Below are 15,336 nucleotides of genomic sequence, written 5' to 3'. Positions count from 1 at the left end.
CACCTCCATTCTCTCAGGCCCGTCGGCGCATCGGCGCCGCCCTGTTCGGTTCATGACAGGTGCCACCCGTAGATGTGCAATGGGTCTGACGGCCACTACCTTTTGTGACGTCATCCTCTCCCCATCGCAGGCACGTCGGCCCCAACCCGGCGGGGTCGCCGGTCTCGCACCCGCCCGGGGGAGCTCATCCGTCCGCGGCCGCCGGCGAGGGCGTCCCGGTCACCGACGGCGATGCCGACGGCCCAGGATTGCCCTGATCTCCCGTCCCCGTGCCGGCGCCCGGGTTCGCACTCGCCGAGGGCGACGCGTTCGCCGTCGACGACGGTCCGACCGGCGAGGCCGAGGGCGAGGGCGAGGGCGAGCCGCTCGGGGCAAGCGGGCCGGACAGCGGGGGCGCCACGGGCGAGCCCGGCGTCCCGGTGCCGCCGCTGCCGACATCCCCGGACGTGGGGGTGTAGCCGAAATAGGTCAGCGCCACCACGGTGGCGCTGAAGGCGTCCGAGGTCGGGCCGAGCGCCGGGCGGGCCTGCGCGCCGGGCCAGGTGTGCCCGGCGCCCTGCATGGCCAGCAACCCGACGTCCCGGCCGCTCGGACAGCCGCTCCACACGGTGCGCTGCCAGGCCGCGGTGTCCCGGGAAACCTGGGTGGCGCCGCTGCACCCGAGTGCGGAGGCATAGCGGGCGAGCCGGTCGGGCGCCGACTGGGCGACCACGCCGGCGAACGGCGCCGGACGGGCGGCGCCCCCGCCGTCGAGCGGCGCGATCTGGTCGGCGGTCCCGTGGATCTCCAGCAGGTTCGTACTGGGCGCCGCGCAGGAGGTGGGCAGCACGCTCGAACCGACCGTGACCGCCGCCGCAAGCCTGCCCGGCAGCGCGCAGGCCGTCGTGAGCACCATGTTCGCGCCGTCCGCGTACCCCACGGCGAAGATGCGCTTCGCATCGAGGCACATCCGGCCGGTGAGCTCGTTGAGCAGCGTCCCCGCGAACAGCACGTCGTCGGGACCGACGGCCGCGGACCGGGGAAAGTTCCACCGCCCCTGCGCCCCCATCGGTGCCGCAACCGCGAAGCCGGCCTTGGTGCCCTGGTCAGCAAGCCGGGTGTAAGCCTCCAGGTCGTCGGTGCTCTGCCCGAGATCATGGAAGGTGAGGATCAGCGGAAGCGCCTGGGCCTGCGATCCGGCCGTGGGAACGGCCAGGACATAGGTGCGGTCGGTGCCACCCACCCGCAACGTACGGGTACTCACCCCGGACGGCAGGGTCTTCCCGGTGACGCACCCGCTGGGTGGCGGCGGGGGGACGGTGGGCGTCGGCGACGCCGAGACTGCCACCGCGCGCGGTTCGCGCCCGTCGGCGGGGCCGAACGCGGAGGGTGACCCCGAGGCATGCTCCGAGCCGGGATCCCGCGATATGGCGTACCACAGCAAAAGCAGGAGCACGCCGACGGCGGCGGTGATCGGCAACCAGACCGTGTTCGTCGTCCGCGCGCGGTGCCGCAGGGAACCGCGCCGTCGACTCGCCGGGCTACCGAAGGACACGGCTGCCGTGCGCGGGCGAGCCGCTCGCCGCGCCGGCGGCCTCGACTGACTTCGCGGACTCGGCACGCCTGGCGGGTCCGACGGGCTCGGCGGCAAGCTGACCGCAGGCCGCCGCGATCTCCCGACCACGGGTGTCGCGCACGGTGGTCGCGATCCCCCGCTCCCGCAGCCGGCGGACGAACGCACGCTGGCCGGCGGGAGCACTGGCCTGCCAGGACGATCCATCCGTGGGGTTCAGCGGGATGAGGTTGACGTGCGCGAGGCGGCCGGCGAGCAGGGTCGCGAGCGCGTCGGCGCGGGCCACGTCGTCGTTGACCCCGTCGATCAGCGCGTACTCGATGCTCACCCGCCGGCCGGTGACCTCGGCGTACTCCCAGGCGGCGGCGAGTACCTCGGCCACCGGCCACCGGGTGTTGATCGGCACCAGCTCGTCGCGCAGCTCGTCGTCCGGGGCGTGCAGGGACACCGCCAGGGTCACCGGCAGGCCCTCGCCGGCCAGCCGACGCATCGCCGGCACGAGTCCGACGGTGCTGACGGTCAGCCCACGCGCGGACAGCCCCAGCCCCTCGGGCGGCGGCGCGATCAGGCGGCGCAGCGCCGCGGTCACCGCGCTGTAGTTGGCCAGCGGCTCGCCCATGCCCATGAAGACCACGTTGGACAACCGGCCCTCGCCCCCGGCCAGCTCCCTGCGGCGCAGGACGCGAGCGGCGTGCACGACCTGCTCGACGATCTCCGCCGTCGACAGGTTGCGGGTCAGACCACCCTGACCGGTGGCACAGAACGGGCAGCCCATGCCGCAGCCCGCCTGGCTGGACACACAGACCGTCGCCCGATCCGGATATCTCATGATCACGGATTCGAGCAGCGCGCCGTCCGCGGTCCGCCACGCGGTCTTGCGGGTCAGGCCGTCGTCGCAACTCAGCGTCCGGGCGGGCACAAGCAGCCGCGGGAGCAGAGCCTCGAGGAGCGGGCCGCGGGCACCCTCGGGCAGGTCGGTCATCGCCTCGGTCTCGTCGGCATCGACCAGCCGGGCGAAGTAGTGGCGCGACACCTGGTCGGCGCGAAAGGCGGGCTGGCCCAAGGAGACCGCGACCTGCCGACGCTCGTCGCGGGAAAGATCCGCCAGGTGCCGGGGAGGCCGCGCGGCGCGCCGGGTCAGGGACAGGCGGACCGGCCGGCCGGTCCCGGCGGACACCGGGCCGTCCGGGGATTCGGATTCGGCGGTCATGGGAGTCATCGCGGATCCAGTGTGCCAGGAGGCCGCCGCCTAGACGAATGCGACGATCGCCCGCGCGGGCGGCGCACACCGCCCGGCGCCCCCGACCGGGCATTCGACACCGCCGGTACGGGCCAGTGCCGTCGGCTCAGTCGAGGAAGGCGGTGAGCAGCAGCCAGGCGACGGGGGCGGTACACAGCAGCGAGTCCAGGCGGTCCATCACGCCGCCGTGGCCGGGCAGCAGATTGCTCATGTCCTTGATGCCGATGTCCCGCTTGAGCAGCGACTCGCCCAGGTCCCCGATCGTCGCCGTGCAGGCGGTCGCGAGGCCGAGCAGGATGCCCTGCCACGCGTGCGCCTCCAGCGGCCACGCCAGCAGGATCCCCGCCACCAGCACGCAGCCCACCGCCGAGCCCGCGAATCCCTCCCACGACTTGCCCGGGGACACGCTCGGGGCCATCTTGTGGCGCCCCCCGGAGAGGACCCCCGCGGTGTAGCCACCGACGTCGCTGGCCACGACCGTGCCGAGGAAGGCGAGGACCCGCCAGCTGCCGTCGGACGGTTCGGTCAGCAACGCCGCGAACCCGGCGGGGAAGCCGACGTAGCCGGCGACGAAGGCGATGCCGCCCACATCCCGGACCAGGCCCTCGGCGGGCCCGGCGACCCGCACCGCGACCCCGGCGCCGATGGTGGCGGCGAGCGTCAACAGCAGACCGTTCGTCCCGGCGACATAGGCCACCGCCGGCATCGCGAGCGCCCCGGCGACCAGCGGCACGGGCGGCACCCGCACGCCGGTGAGCCAGACCGCCCGGATCACCTCCCAGGTACCCAGAGCGACGGCGACACTGATGACGCCGACGAACGCCGCACGCACGGTGAACAGCGGGACGAGGATGCTCGCGCCGAGCAGGGCGCCGACCGCGATCGCGGCCGGCAGGTTCCGGCCGGCGCGGGAACGGCGCGGGGGGACCTCGGCGGGCCCGAAACCGCCGGCGGCGGCCCCGGTCGCGTCGGCGCTTCCGGATGGCCCGCCGTCAACCACGGCGCGGCCGTCGACTGCCGTCATGGATGCCTATATCTCGACAGAAGCGGACAGAACTGGCATACACGCCGCGCCGTCGCCAACCGCACGACGCCACGATCATCAGGCTCGGATCGCAGAGTGGACGGGCCGCATCGGCGTCGGAGGCAGAAATGGTCAAACCGACAGCAGGTCCGCTTCCTTGAGGCGGAGGAGCTCGTCCACCTGTCCGACGTAACGGTGGGTCGCCTCGTCGAGGTCCTTTTCGGCGCGCCGGCCCTCGTCCTCGCCGGCGTCGCCGTCCCGGACGATGCGGTCGATCCCGTCCTTGGCGTGGCGCCGGACGTTGCGGATGCTGACCCGGGCCTCCTCCGCCTTGGACCGGGCGACCTTGACCAGGTCGCGCCGCCGCTGCTCGGACAGCTCCGGGAAGACGATGCGGATGATCGTGCCGTCGTTGCTCGGGTTGACTCCGAGGTCAGAGTCGCGCACCGCCTTCTCGATCGAGGCCAGCGACGACTTGTCGTACGGAGTGATGATCACCATGCGCGGCTCGGGGATGTGGAACGAGGCGAGCTGCTGCACCGGCGTCGGAGCGCCGTAGTAGTCCACCAAGATCTTGGAGAAGACCGCGGGCGTGATACGGCCGGTGCGGATGTTCGCGAAGTCCTCCTTGGCGACCGAGACGGCCTTCTCCATCTTCTCCTCGGCATCGAGAAGTGTGTCGTCGATCACCGCGTTTCCTTCCGTCCGCTCTGACTCGCCGGCATCCGTCCGGCTCCGACAGCAGCCTCCCCGCTATCGGGCCCCCGGACACGGCCGCCTTCCGACCCGCAGGACGACACGGGCCGCCCGCACGTACCGGGGCCCCGGCCCCGTTGATGATCGCACAGCTGTGACAAGCAGTGTCCCGCACGAGGCCGCCCCCACGGAGCCCGGGGGGACGCGCCACGCCGAGCACGTCGAATCGTCACGTTGTCGCCTCGACACGTGGCCACCGGGACATCGCTCCCGCGGCCACCCAGGGAACGCGAAACCGGCGGGCGGCCACTGTCCGCCCGCCGGCCCAGGAACCTGCGCTCAGACCTGCCGGATATTGAACCGGGAGAACCGGCCGACCTCGATCTTCTCGCCGAGCGACGCGCCCGCCTGGTCAAGCAGGGCTCGGATGGTCACCTTGCCATCCTTCACCCAGGGCTGGTCCAGCAGCACGCTGGTCTTGATGTAGCCGTTGACCCGACCGTCGACGATCTTCGCTATCGCCTGCTCGGGCTTGCCCTCCTCGCGGGCGGCCGCCTCGTAGATCTTGCGCTCGGCCTCGAGCACCTCGTTGGGGATCTGGTCCGCAGTGACGTACAGCGGGTCCGCGGCGGCGATGTGCTGCGCGAGGTCGCGGGCGAGCTGCTTGAAGTCGTCGGTCTTCGCCACGAAGTCCGTCTCGCAGCGCAGCTCGACGAGCACGCCGAGGGTCGGGGGCAGCTGCGGGTCCGTGCGGTGAAGGTAGGACTCGACCAGGCCGTTGGCGGCGCTGCGCGCCGCGCGCTTGGCGACCTGCGCCTTGCCCTTCTCCCGCAGCCAGGACTTCGCCTTCTCGAAGTCGCCGTCATTGTCGACCAGCGCCTTCTTGACGTCGCTCATCCCGGCTCCGGTCAGCTCCCGGAGCTTGCGAATGTCGGCGGCTGTGATGTCTGCCATGGTGCTCTTCTCGTCGGTGTGCGTCGGAATGCTGTCGTTGTCCTGGAGGCGCGGCGTGGCGCGCCGTGGGGCTGCAGGCTGCCAGGTGGCGCCGCCGCGCCGACACCGCCCCTCAGCCTCTCCGACCGCCGCACTCCGGGCCCCCGGGTCGGCGGTTGCGCGCTGCCTTGCCTGACCGCCACGAGCGGCCGCTCCGGGGCGAACGCAACCGATGCGGCCGCCGGACGGCATGCGCCGGGCGCCACGAAGGCCCGGGGCGGGGCCGGGGTCAGACGGTCGTACTGACCGCCGCGTCGGGCTGAGTCTCGGCGGCCGGCGCCGACGCCTCGACGGGCTGCTCCTCGGCGGCCTGCTCCTCGCTCGCCGTGGCCGCGGTGCCGTCGCCGCGCAGCAGCGCCTGCTCCCACTCGGCCAGCGGCTCCTCACCCGTGGACTGCTCGGGCTTGGCGTCGGCGGCCTTCGAGGCGCCGGCCCGGGACATCAGACCGTCCGCGACGGCGTCGGCGACCACGCGGGTCAGGAGCGCCGCGCTGCGAATCGCGTCGTCGTTGCCGGGAATCGGGTAGTCGACCTCGTCGGGGTCGCAGTTCGTGTCGAGGATCGCCACGACCGGGATGCCCAGCTTGCGCGCCTCACCGACCGCGATGTGCTCCTTCTTCGTGTCCACGACCCACACCGCGCTCGGCACCCGGCTCATGTCCCGGATGCCACCGAGGGTGCGCTCCAGCTTCGCCTTCTCCCGGGTCAGCACGAGCTGCTCCTTCTTCGTGCGGACCTCGGTACCGCCGGTCACCTCGATCTCCTCGAGCTCCTTGAGCCGCTGGAGACGCTTGTAGACCGTCGAGAAGTTGGTCAGCATGCCACCGAGCCAGCGCTCCTTGACGTAGGGCATGCCTACCCGCGCAGCCTGCTCCTCGATGGCCTCCTGCGCCTGCTTCTTCGTCCCGATGAACAGCACGGTGCCACCGTGCGCCACCGTCTCCTTGACGAAGTCGTAGGCGCGGTCGATGTACGAAAGAGTCTGCTGCAGGTCGATGATGTAGATGCCGTTACGCTCGGTGAAGATGTACCGCTTCATCTTCGGGTTCCAGCGCTTGGTCTGGTGCCCGAAGTGCACACCGCTCTCGAGCAGCTGCTTCATGGTGACGACGGCCATGGCGCGTCGCTCCTCTCCGTCCGGCCGCGGCCGGACGCCTCGGTTGTGACGGCGCCGCCTGACGGCGGCTGCCCCTGACGCCCGGAGTGGTCGTGGCCGTCGCAGCGCGGCGGACCGAGGAGACCCTTCCGACAGCCTCGAGGAGACCTTCGGAAGCGGGCGTGCGAACTGAACCCGCGATGCGGGCCCTGCCGACGATGATACCCGGCCCCACGCTGCGGCCCAGCGGAAAACCCGCCTGCACCGGTCCGTCCGAGATCGCGTGCCGCCACAGCCGGCGTGCCGGCAGGATCATCGCCCGCCGATCTCCGCCGCGGACCGTGCGACGCATCCCCTGGAGACACCGCCACCGGCGCTACGCCGACCCGGGCGGCACCCGGCACCCACCCCGCACGGACACGGTCCACAGCCCGACCGCGGCCGCGCCGACGCGCGAAGCCGCCCGGCACCGAGCCAGATCCCCAGATCGAGAAACTCGCCCGAGGTCGACACCCAAGCAAGTTATCCACAACGAAAAACTTCGGACTACCCAACGAGAACGAAACGCCGCACCGTGGAACCGGCCGATCCGCCGCTCTCGCGGACCGGCCCAGCGGCGGCCGGGACCGTTGCCCCGGACGCCACCCGGCCGCCGCGCCTCCCTCGACCCCGGAGGTTGTACCGCTATGCCTAGAATGCCCCGCTTCGATCCACTCTGGCTCGTCATCCCGGCGATCGCGCTGCTGATCGCCGTCGGCTGGCCCGCCGAAGTTCCGATCAACACGCGTGGGAGCGGGCCGCCCGCCACCATCACCGCGCGTACTCCTGGCCCAGCCGGCCCACGGCCAGGTACAGATCTCGGCGTCGGCCACGTGACCGGCCTGCGGGGCGGGCCGGGCCCGAACGACACGATCGGCCAGGCGCTGAGGGTGGCACCAGAACCTGTCGCCGCCACGACCTCAGCACCGATCCCTGGCGCGGCGGTAACCGCCGCGCCGCGGCGCCCCACCCCATCGCCTGACGCGCCCCCCGCCAGCACGGTCCCCTCCGCCCCAAGCACGACGACACCGGCACCCAGCGCGTCCGGGCCCGGGCGAGGCGCCCACACCGGACCGGGCCCGGGCGGCCCTCCCTCCACCCACCGACCCCCCGAGCCGGATTCCCCTCGGCCCGGGGACCCTCGGCGACCGGCCCTGCCCCCGCCGGCCGCCGATCCGCCGGACGGTGGTGTGCGGGCGCCACACCGCGCACCGCCGTCCGGCACTTCCGACCGGTCCGCCGCGACGGCTGCGCCCGCGACGGCAGACGGCATTCCGCCGCTGCAGTGGCCTCTTGCGGGCCCGGTGGCGGTGAGCCGAGCCTTCCAACGCCCGGCAACGCCCTTCGGGCCCGGCCACCGTGGTGTCGATCTGCTGGGGTCGCCGGCCGGCCCGGTCCTCGCGGCCGCCGCCGGAACGGTGAGCTTCGCGGGTCCGGTGGCCGGGCGAGGCGTGGTCACCATCGGTCACGGGGCGGTCCGCACGACTTACGAACCGCTGCAGCCCGCCGTCACCGCGGGTGCCGTTGTCCGGGCAGGCGACCTGCTCGGTTGGCTCTCCGCCGGCCACCCCGGCTGTCCCACGACAACGTGCCTGCACTGGGGGCTGCTGCGCGGCGTCGAGTATCTCGACCCCTTGGATTCGTTCCGGCGGATCACACCTCGCCTGCTGGCCCTGCGCCGGGGATGATCGGGAACCGTCCGGAGTGGCTCAGGCCCGCGGGTGCGCCTGATCGAAGGCCGCGCGGAGCCGCTCCGGGGTCACATGCGTGTAGATCTGCGTGGTGGCGAGACTGGTATGGCCGAGAAACTCCTGGACAGACCGCAGATCGGCGCCTCCCTCAAGCATGTGGGTCGCCGCCGAATGACGCAGTCCGTGCGGCGTGAGCCCCGCAGGGACGGCGCAGGTCTGCGCGCAGCGCGCCAGGATCCGCCGCACCGTCCGCGGATCGAGCCGGCCGCCGAGCTGCCCCAGCATCAGCGCCACCCCGCTTCGGGGCGAGGCGAGCAGCGGGCGGCCCGAGGTCCGCCACGCCCGCAGCGCTCCGGCAGCGGGCACCCCGAAAGGAACACTGCGCTCCCGGCCACCCTTACCATGCACCCGCAGCAGCCGCCGCTCGTCGTCGACGTCCCCGAGGTCCAGTCCGCACAGCTCGGACACCCGCACCCCGCTGCCGTAGAGCAGCTCAAGCACGAGCGCGTCACGCAGGCCGAGAGCCCGTCGCACGGCCGGATCGCCATCGCGGCGCGGCTGTAGCTCGGCGGAGCGCCGTGCTTCCGCGGCGGCCGGGCCGCCGCCTTCGCCTTGTGCCGGGCCCACCCCAGCCACCGCGTCCAGGAGCTGGCGGGCGGCCACGGCGGTCAGGACCTGCGGTACCTGCCGGATCGCGCGGGCGCCGACCAGCCGGGCGGCCACATCGGTCGCCAGGAATCCGCGGCGGGCCGCATAGGCCGAAAACACCCGGGCCAGCGAGGCACGCCGCGCAAGTGTCGCCGGAGCGGCACCGGCCGCGCGCATGGTGGCCAACCAGCTGCGCAGAACCGTCAGGTCCAGGTCGGCGAGATCCGGGCACCCCTCCCGCTCCGCGTGCGCGCGCAGGCTCGCGAGATCGGCGCCGTAGGCACGCACCGTCTCCGGCGACCGGTCCAGCTCGGCGACGAGGTGGCGCCGGAAGCCCGCGATCGCCGCAGCCCAACCCGCTCCGTCTCCTTCGGGGGCTGCCGACTCCGGAGCAGGGTGCGCGCTCGCCGGCCGGGCTTGCCTCGGGACAGGAGCCGCCCGGCCACGCCCGAAGCCACGATCACGGTGCGATGCCATGCGAGGACCGTCTCCGTACCTGGTTGCCCCGTCAAGACCGTGGACCGCCGACAAGTGGGAGCGAGGACCGCGCGGGCCGGCTGCTGGGACGGCCGTCCGGGCGGTCCCCGAGCGAGACCCCACCGGATCGGGCCGGTATCCGGACGGGGTCTGGGCTCAGAAGAGGCGGGACCGGGACCGTGCGTTGGATGGCGCCCGACCGAGCGGGGTCAGCCGGTAACCGTCGGGAACGCTCTCGACCAGCCCCTCCACCACGAGCGGCCCCAGCATGGCCAGCACCTCCTCCGGGCGCAGTCCGGTCCGCTGGGCCAACACCGACACGCCGACCGCAGCGCGGGAAGGCATCGCGTCGAGCAGATCCCGCACCATCGCGGACAATTCGTCACGAGGCCCGACGGCCATCGGTGGGCGCGCAGCGAACCGGCCCATGGCCGCGATCTCCTCACTGATGTCCTCGGCCCCGGTGACCAGCACGGTCTGTTCCCGGAAGTCGCGGAGCAACCGGTGGCACCCGGCGCTCATCGCGCTGGTCACCGGCCCGGGCACGGCCATCACCTGGCGGCCGAGCCGGCGGGCGTGGGCGACGGTGTTGAGCGCGCCGCTGCGAAGGCCGGCCTCGACCAGCACGGTGCCCCGGCACAGGGCGGCGATCACTCGATTCCGGGTCAGGAACCGCCGGCGGAAGGGCGGGGTACCGGGCGGGACCTCGCTGACGACGGCGCCCGTGCGGGCGACCTCGGCCAGCAGCTCCACATGGGCAGCCGGATACGGCACGTCGACGCCGCCGGCGAGGACGGCGACGGTCGGCCCGGCCGCGGCCAGCGCGCCGCGATGCGCCGCGGCATCGATCCCGAACGCCGCCCCCGACACGACCGCCCAACCCTGCTCCGCCATCGCGAAGGCGATCTCGCCGGCGAGATGCAGACCGTAGCTCGTGGCGGCCCGGCAACCCACCACGGCAACCGCCCGCGACGCGAGCTCGCGCAGGTCACCGGGGCCGCGCACCCACAGGCACAGTGGGGCACCGATCGCGGAGCCGTCGCCCTCGTCGCGGAGGCGATCCAGCGCATCGAGCTCAATCGGCCATTCGGGATCCTGCGGGCATACCAGCCGGGCGCCGACCCTCGACGCGGCGTCCAGGTCGCGCAGGGGATCCACCCCGGGATGCGCCGACCGCAGCTCGGCCCACACCCGAGCCGCGCCGCGCCGTCCCACCTCGATGGCCACGCGCTGATGTTCGGGTCCGAACGCCCGGGTCAGCGCGATGCGGGCGAGTCGCTCCGGATCCGTCTCCGCCAAGCCACCGGGTATCGCCGCGTCGCTCAGCTCCCCACTGCCCTCCTCGGCCGGCGGGGCCACGACATCGGCTCTACTCGCCGCTGACCGCAAGGGGACCGCCGCCTCCGGTGCGGACAGGTCGGCGCCGGGCTCGGGCGGGTCGGAAGGCCGGGTGGTCGCGCTCATGCCACCCATCCGGGCAGCCTCAGATCCAGCGCGGCCCCGAACTGCTCCGGCCCCGGCGACGCCCGCCCGGCGAGGTCGGCGAAGGTCCAGGCCAGGCGGTGGACGCGGTCAAGGCCACGAGCGGTGAGCAGGCCCGCGTCGAAGGCCCGCTCGGCCACCGCCGTGACCTTCGCGGGCAGCGGCCAGAGACGGCGCAGCGCCGGACCCGGCACCTCCGCGTTGACCCGCCACGGGGTGTCCGCCAGCCGGGTGCTGGCCAGCGCCCTGGCTCCCGCCACCCGGGCGGCGACCTGCGCCGAGGTGTCCGAGCGGCCGAGGTCGGCCTTGAGCTCGGCCCGGCTGGGGGCGCTCAGCGCCACCTGGATGTCGATCCGGTCCAGCAGCGGACCGGAGAGGCGGGCGAGGTAGCGCCGGCGCACCAGGCTCGGGCACTCACAGCCCGTCCCCCGCGGCCCGCGTGCCTTCGCGCAGGGGCACGGGTTGGCGGCGAGGACCAGCTGGAACCGCGCCGGAAAGCGGGCCGTCGCCCGGGCCCTGGCCACCTCGATCGTGCCGCTCTCCAACGGCTGGCGCAGTGCGTCGAGACTCTGCCGCGCGAATTCCGGGGCTTCGTCCAGGAAGAGAATTCCGTGATGGGCCTGGCTGGCCAGCCCCGGGCGGATGACCGCGGAGCCCGACCCGACCAGCGCGGCCGGGGTCGCGCTGTGATGTGGGCTGCGGTAGGGCGGGCGGGTCACGAGGGGACCGTCCGGCGGTAGCAGACCGGCGACCGAGTGCACCGCCGTCACCTCCAGCGAGGCATCGGTGTCGAGCATCGGCAGCAGGCCGGGCAGCCGGTCGGCCAGCATCGTCTTCCCGCTGCCCGGCGGCCCCTGCATGAACAGGTGATGCCCGCCCGCCGCGGCGACCTCGACGGCGAGCCGGCCTCGGGTCTGGCCGGCCACGTCCGCCAGGTCGACGCTCGCCGCACCGGTCGGCACGGATGCGACGGGCGACGCAACCAGCACCCTCGGCGCAGCCATCTCCCCGCGCAGGACCGCCAGGACTCCGGCCAGATCGGTGGCCGGCTCGACACGGGCGCCGAGCACCAGTGCCGCCTCGGCCGCGTTGGCTGCCGGGACCACCACTCGTTCGACACCCGCGGCGGCCGCCTTGAGCACGGCCGGCAGCACTCCTCTCACCGCGCGCACGCGGCCGTCCAGGGCCAGCTCACCGATGAACACCCGGCGGAGCAGGGAGTCCGGCGGCACCACCGCGGCGGCACCGAGCACGGCGACCGCCATCGCCAGGTCGAAGCCGCTGCCCGCCTTCGGCAGGGTGGCGGGAAACAGGCCAAGGGTGATCCGGCGGTTCGGCCAACGCTGGCCGGAATTGACCACCGCGGCGCGGATTCGGTCACGCGCCTCGTGCAGAGCAGCGTCAGGCAGGCCGATGAGGGTCAGACGCGGCAGGCCGTCGGCTAGATCCGCCTCGACCTCGACAAGATGTCCCTCGACTCCGAGGACCGCCACCGCTCGCGCCCGGGCGAGCGCCATCAGAACGCACCCCGCAGATGCTCGACGCGGACCGGACCGGCCGGCGGGCGGGACACCAGCACCACGTCGAAGCGCACCGGGGAGGGGACGTGCGGGTGCTCCGCGAGCCAGCGTGCGGCCAACCGGCGGATCCGGGCCGCCTTCCGACCGACGACCGCCTCCGCGGCGGACCCGTAACGTGTCCCGGAGCGGGTCTTGACCTCGCAGAACACCAGATCGGGCCCGTCCTGGACCACGAGATCGAGCTCGCCCTCCCGGCAACGCCAGTTGCGGTCGAGGATCGCCGCGCCGCCCGCCGCCAGATGCCGGGACGCGACCTCCTCCCCGAACCGGCCCAGTGCGTCCTTCGCCCGCATCGCCACGCTCCCGTCCGCCGGGGGACGTGCGCCCGCCGGCCTGCTTCAGCGTCGCGGCGGCGAATGGAAACAACCAGGGCCCTTGATCAACATGTGGAAGACGGAACCTTGTCCACAGGTGTGCCGCGGACAGACCGACCCGGCTGGGCATGACCCGGGCGACCCCGGCGCAGGCGGGCGGCCGATGCAGACAGGTGCCTCGGGGAGAGTGCTGTGTCCAGAACCAGAGCACAACACCTGGCGGGAGGCCGTAGGAACTGCAGCCCAGGAAAGCGCCACGGACCCCCGTGCGTCGGGAATCCAAGGTGACGGACGGATCCCCGGCCCCATGGGCAGAGCCGGGGGAGCAGCGCCGGACAGGGCTTGCGACCAGGAGTGGAGCCTCAGAGCTCGGCCTTGGTCAGCTCCTCCACATTGATATCCTTGAAGGTAACGACCCGGACATTCTTTACAAAACGTGCCGGGCGGAACATGTCCCACACCCAGGCGTCCCGCAGGGTCAACTCGAAGAAGACCTCACCGTCCGTACTGTTCCTGACCTCGATCTGGTACTCGTTGGCGAGGTAGAACCGACGTTCGGTCTCGATGACGTACGAGAACAGCCCCACCACGTCGCGGTACTCGCGGTAGAGCTGGAGCTCCATCTCGGTCTCGTACTTCTCGAGGTCTTCCGCGCTCATGCGGTCTCCGTGACGCCGTGCAGGCTGGTCGCAAGCACTCTGTCCTCCAGCCGCAATGATCGGGCTTCCCTCGTCGGCACCGCATGCGCAGCCACGTTGACGTACGACTTCCGGTGCTCGTCACACGGTCCGTACCGCGCCAGCGCCGCCGCGTGGGCCGCGGTGACGTATCCCTTGTGCTGCGCGAAATCGTACTCGGCATAGCGCGTGTGCAACGCACGCATGATCCGGTCCCTCGTCACCTTCGCCACGATCGAGGCCGCCGCGACGCACGCGGCAACCCGATCCCCCTTCACCACCGCCAACGATTCCGTCCCGAAGCCGGCGACCGCAAACCCGTCCGTGAGCACGTAGCCCGGCCGACGCGCCAGCCGCGCCACGGCACGTCGCATGCCGGTGACGTTGGCCACGTGTACGCCGGTCCGGTCGATCTCCGCCGCGGGAATCACGACCGTCGACCAGTCCGTGGCGGCGCTCAGGACCTCGTCGAAGAGGCTTTCCCGGACCTGCTCGGTCAACAGTTTGGAGTCCGCCAGCCGGGCCGACAGCCGGCGCCTGCTATTCGGGCCCAGCACCACCGCAGCGACGACCAACGGACCGGCGCAGGCGCCGCGACCCGCCTCATCGACCCCAGCGACCGGGCCCAGCCCGCAGCGCAGCAACGCCCGCTCGTAACCGAACAGGCCGGCGTCGCGCCGGATCACGACCCCGCGCGGGCTCATGGGGATCCGCGGCGCCGCGACGGGACCGAACCCCCTGCGACGATGAGCGACCCATGGCGGCGCCGCGCCCGCCACGCCGGCGGGGTCAGCGCCACGAGCGCCAGCAGGGACGTGTCGTCCGTGGCCGGCAGGCCCGCCCCGGACCGGGCCGCCGCCGCGCCGGGTCTGGTCAGCGCCGCGGGTGTGGTCGGTGCCGGCGTCGCGCGAGGAGCGACCGCCGCGGCGGGTATTGCGCTGAAGGTGTCCGGCACGCCCAGGAAACCGAGCCGGCTCAGCGGCCAGACCCGGACGAAGGCGCGCCCCACCACCTTGTCCTTCGGGATCGGTCCGTTCTGGCGGGCATCGGACGACGCCCCCCGGTGATCACCCATCACCCACAGATAGCCAGCGGGCACCTTCACCGGGCCGAAACGCTGGTAGTCGTTCTGGTACACGTACGGCTCGTCCAGCGGATGGCTGTTGACCGTCACCCGACCCTCCGCGTCGCAGCACGCGACCGTGTCGCCGCCGACCCCGATGACCCGCTTGATGAAATCGGTTTCACTCGGGGCCCCGAGACCGAGGAGGTTCTGCGCACCACGGACGAACTTGCTGAAGACGTTGGTCGGCTTGGGAACGATCGACTCCTGATGGTCGAAGCCCGTCCCCTTGCCGTTGAAGACGACGACCTCGCCCCGGTGTACGTCACGAAAATGGTAGACGACCTTGTTGACCAGCACACGGTCGTCGACCAGCAGGGTCCGTTCCATCGACTCGGACGGGATCCAGAAAGCCTGGACCAGCAACGCCTTGATGAGCAGTGCCAGCAGAAAGGCGACCAGAACGAGCACGGGCAGCTCGCGCAGGAACGAACCTCGGCCCCGGACTCCCGAACCGGGCCGGGCGACCCGACGACCGCCGCCGCCCCGCTCGTCCGATCCCACGGCCGGCGCCCCGCCCGCGCTGTCGAGCGCGGCCGGGCCGTCGATATCGTCGCGGGGTTCCACGGAGTCAGCAGCCCACCCGGGCCGCTCGCCGTCGGCATCATCCCGCGGATGTGAGACCCGCGGCGATCCCTCGGAGGCGGGGCCGACCCGTCGTGGATCGTCTACGGGCCGGTCGCCTCCCGCGTCTCCCGGCGGAC

The 15,336-nt window shown here is 72.8% G+C and carries 14 protein-coding genes; 1 reads left to right on the top strand and 13 read right to left on the bottom strand.

Annotated features, from left to right (window positions below; all coding sequences use genetic code 11):
• Nucleotides 1-184 precede the first annotated feature (184 nt).
• The 6 genes from FRAQA3DRAFT_RS27615 to rpsB all read right to left on the bottom strand — a co-directional run bounded on the left by FRAQA3DRAFT_RS27615 (nt 185) and on the right by rpsB (nt 6,622).
• Entirely contained in the window at nt 185-1,459 is a 1,275-nt protein-coding gene (locus FRAQA3DRAFT_RS27615; protein ID WP_232291791.1) for a PHB depolymerase family esterase, read from the bottom strand.
• Between the two features lie 61 nt (nt 1,460-1,520).
• The gene (gene rlmN / locus FRAQA3DRAFT_RS27610) at nt 1,521-2,771 is read right to left on the bottom strand and encodes a 23S rRNA (adenine(2503)-C(2))-methyltransferase RlmN (RefSeq protein ID WP_009742343.1); all 1,251 of its coding nucleotides are present in this window, start codon (nt 2,769-2,771) and stop codon (nt 1,521-1,523) included.
• Nucleotides 2,772-2,898: 127 nt separating this feature from the next.
• Nucleotides 2,899-3,816, bottom strand: a complete 918-nt coding sequence (locus tag FRAQA3DRAFT_RS27605; RefSeq protein WP_009742342.1) for a phosphatidate cytidylyltransferase — start codon at nt 3,814-3,816, stop codon at nt 2,899-2,901.
• A gap of 132 nt (nt 3,817-3,948) precedes the next feature.
• Nucleotides 3,949-4,506 (bottom strand): ribosome recycling factor, encoded by a 558-nt coding sequence (gene frr / locus FRAQA3DRAFT_RS27600; protein ID WP_009742341.1) that lies wholly within the window; start codon nt 4,504-4,506, stop codon nt 3,949-3,951.
• Nucleotides 4,507-4,851: 345 nt separating this feature from the next.
• Nucleotides 4,852-5,466 (bottom strand): translation elongation factor Ts, encoded by a 615-nt coding sequence (locus tag FRAQA3DRAFT_RS27595; protein ID WP_009742340.1) that lies wholly within the window; start codon nt 5,464-5,466, stop codon nt 4,852-4,854.
• 268 nt (nt 5,467-5,734) lie between these two features.
• Nucleotides 5,735-6,622: a 30S ribosomal protein S2 gene (gene rpsB / locus FRAQA3DRAFT_RS27590; RefSeq protein ID WP_009742339.1), complete on the bottom strand. Its 888-nt coding sequence runs from the start codon at nt 6,620-6,622 to the stop codon at nt 5,735-5,737.
• Between the two features lie 1,328 nt (nt 6,623-7,950).
• Between rpsB and FRAQA3DRAFT_RS37765 the strand changes: the two genes are divergently transcribed.
• Nucleotides 7,951-8,328: a M23 family metallopeptidase gene (locus FRAQA3DRAFT_RS37765; RefSeq protein ID WP_232291790.1), complete on the top strand. Its 378-nt coding sequence runs from the start codon at nt 7,951-7,953 to the stop codon at nt 8,326-8,328.
• A gap of 21 nt (nt 8,329-8,349) precedes the next feature.
• On the opposite strand, the gene FRAQA3DRAFT_RS27580 is transcribed toward FRAQA3DRAFT_RS37765, so the two are convergent.
• From FRAQA3DRAFT_RS27580 to lepB, 7 genes are all read right to left on the bottom strand, one after another.
• Nucleotides 8,350-9,456, bottom strand: a complete 1,107-nt coding sequence (locus tag FRAQA3DRAFT_RS27580) for a tyrosine recombinase XerC (protein ID WP_009742338.1) — start codon at nt 9,454-9,456, stop codon at nt 8,350-8,352.
• Nucleotides 9,457-9,612: 156 nt separating this feature from the next.
• Nucleotides 9,613-10,929, bottom strand: coding sequence for a DNA-processing protein DprA (dprA, locus tag FRAQA3DRAFT_RS27575; RefSeq protein ID WP_009742337.1), 1,317 nt, complete (start codon nt 10,927-10,929; stop codon nt 9,613-9,615).
• Nucleotides 10,917-12,455, bottom strand: coding sequence for a YifB family Mg chelatase-like AAA ATPase (locus FRAQA3DRAFT_RS27570; RefSeq protein ID WP_009742336.1), 1,539 nt, complete (start codon nt 12,453-12,455; stop codon nt 10,917-10,919). Before FRAQA3DRAFT_RS27570 ends, dprA begins: the two co-directional genes overlap by 13 nt.
• Nucleotides 12,455-12,811: a YraN family protein gene (locus FRAQA3DRAFT_RS27565; protein ID WP_009742335.1), complete on the bottom strand. Its 357-nt coding sequence runs from the start codon at nt 12,809-12,811 to the stop codon at nt 12,455-12,457. The genes FRAQA3DRAFT_RS27570 and FRAQA3DRAFT_RS27565 overlap by 1 nt, the downstream gene beginning before the upstream one ends.
• Before the next feature lie 383 nt (nt 12,812-13,194).
• Nucleotides 13,195-13,491, bottom strand: coding sequence for a DUF2469 domain-containing protein (locus FRAQA3DRAFT_RS27560; RefSeq protein WP_009742334.1), 297 nt, complete (start codon nt 13,489-13,491; stop codon nt 13,195-13,197).
• Complete coding sequence (locus FRAQA3DRAFT_RS27555; protein ID WP_009742333.1) at nt 13,488-14,213, bottom strand: ribonuclease HII; 726 nt, start codon at nt 14,211-14,213, stop codon at nt 13,488-13,490. Before FRAQA3DRAFT_RS27555 ends, FRAQA3DRAFT_RS27560 begins: the two co-directional genes overlap by 4 nt.
• Nucleotides 14,210-15,199 carry a signal peptidase I gene (gene lepB, locus FRAQA3DRAFT_RS27550; RefSeq protein WP_009742332.1) on the bottom strand — a complete coding sequence of 330 codons (990 nt, stop codon included), beginning with the start codon at nt 15,197-15,199 and terminating at the stop codon, nt 14,210-14,212. The genes FRAQA3DRAFT_RS27555 and lepB overlap by 4 nt, the downstream gene beginning before the upstream one ends.
• Nucleotides 15,200-15,336: the final 137 nt, after the last annotated feature.

Origin of the sequence: Frankia sp. QA3, from assembly GCF_000262465.1 — a bacterium.
Classification (GTDB): domain Bacteria; phylum Actinomycetota; class Actinomycetes; order Frankiales; family Frankiaceae; genus Frankia.
Note: the sequence above shows the minus strand (reverse complement) of the source record. Positions and strands in the feature narration are given on the sequence as shown.

Coding starts and splice junctions, on each gene's coding strand:
- rlmN (WP_009742343.1), bottom strand. CDS start 2,771: ATGACTCCCATGACCGCCGAATCCGAATCCCCGGACGGCCCGGTGTCC.
- FRAQA3DRAFT_RS27605 (WP_009742342.1), bottom strand. CDS start 3,816: ATGACGGCAGTCGACGGCCGCGCCGTGGTTGACGGCGGGCCATCCGGA.
- FRAQA3DRAFT_RS27595 (WP_009742340.1), bottom strand. CDS start 5,466: ATGGCAGACATCACAGCCGCCGACATTCGCAAGCTCCGGGAGCTGACC.
- rpsB (WP_009742339.1), bottom strand. CDS start 6,622: ATGGCCGTCGTCACCATGAAGCAGCTGCTCGAGAGCGGTGTGCACTTC.
- FRAQA3DRAFT_RS27580 (WP_009742338.1), bottom strand. CDS start 9,456: ATGGCATCGCACCGTGATCGTGGCTTCGGGCGTGGCCGGGCGGCTCCT.
- dprA (WP_009742337.1), bottom strand. CDS start 10,929: ATGGGTGGCATGAGCGCGACCACCCGGCCTTCCGACCCGCCCGAGCCC.
- FRAQA3DRAFT_RS27570 (WP_009742336.1), bottom strand. CDS start 12,455: ATGGCGCTCGCCCGGGCGCGAGCGGTGGCGGTCCTCGGAGTCGAGGGA.
- FRAQA3DRAFT_RS27565 (WP_009742335.1), bottom strand. CDS start 12,811: ATGCGGGCGAAGGACGCACTGGGCCGGTTCGGGGAGGAGGTCGCGTCC.
- FRAQA3DRAFT_RS27560 (WP_009742334.1), bottom strand. CDS start 13,491: ATGAGCGCGGAAGACCTCGAGAAGTACGAGACCGAGATGGAGCTCCAG.
- FRAQA3DRAFT_RS27555 (WP_009742333.1), bottom strand. CDS start 14,213: ATGAGCCCGCGCGGGGTCGTGATCCGGCGCGACGCCGGCCTGTTCGGT.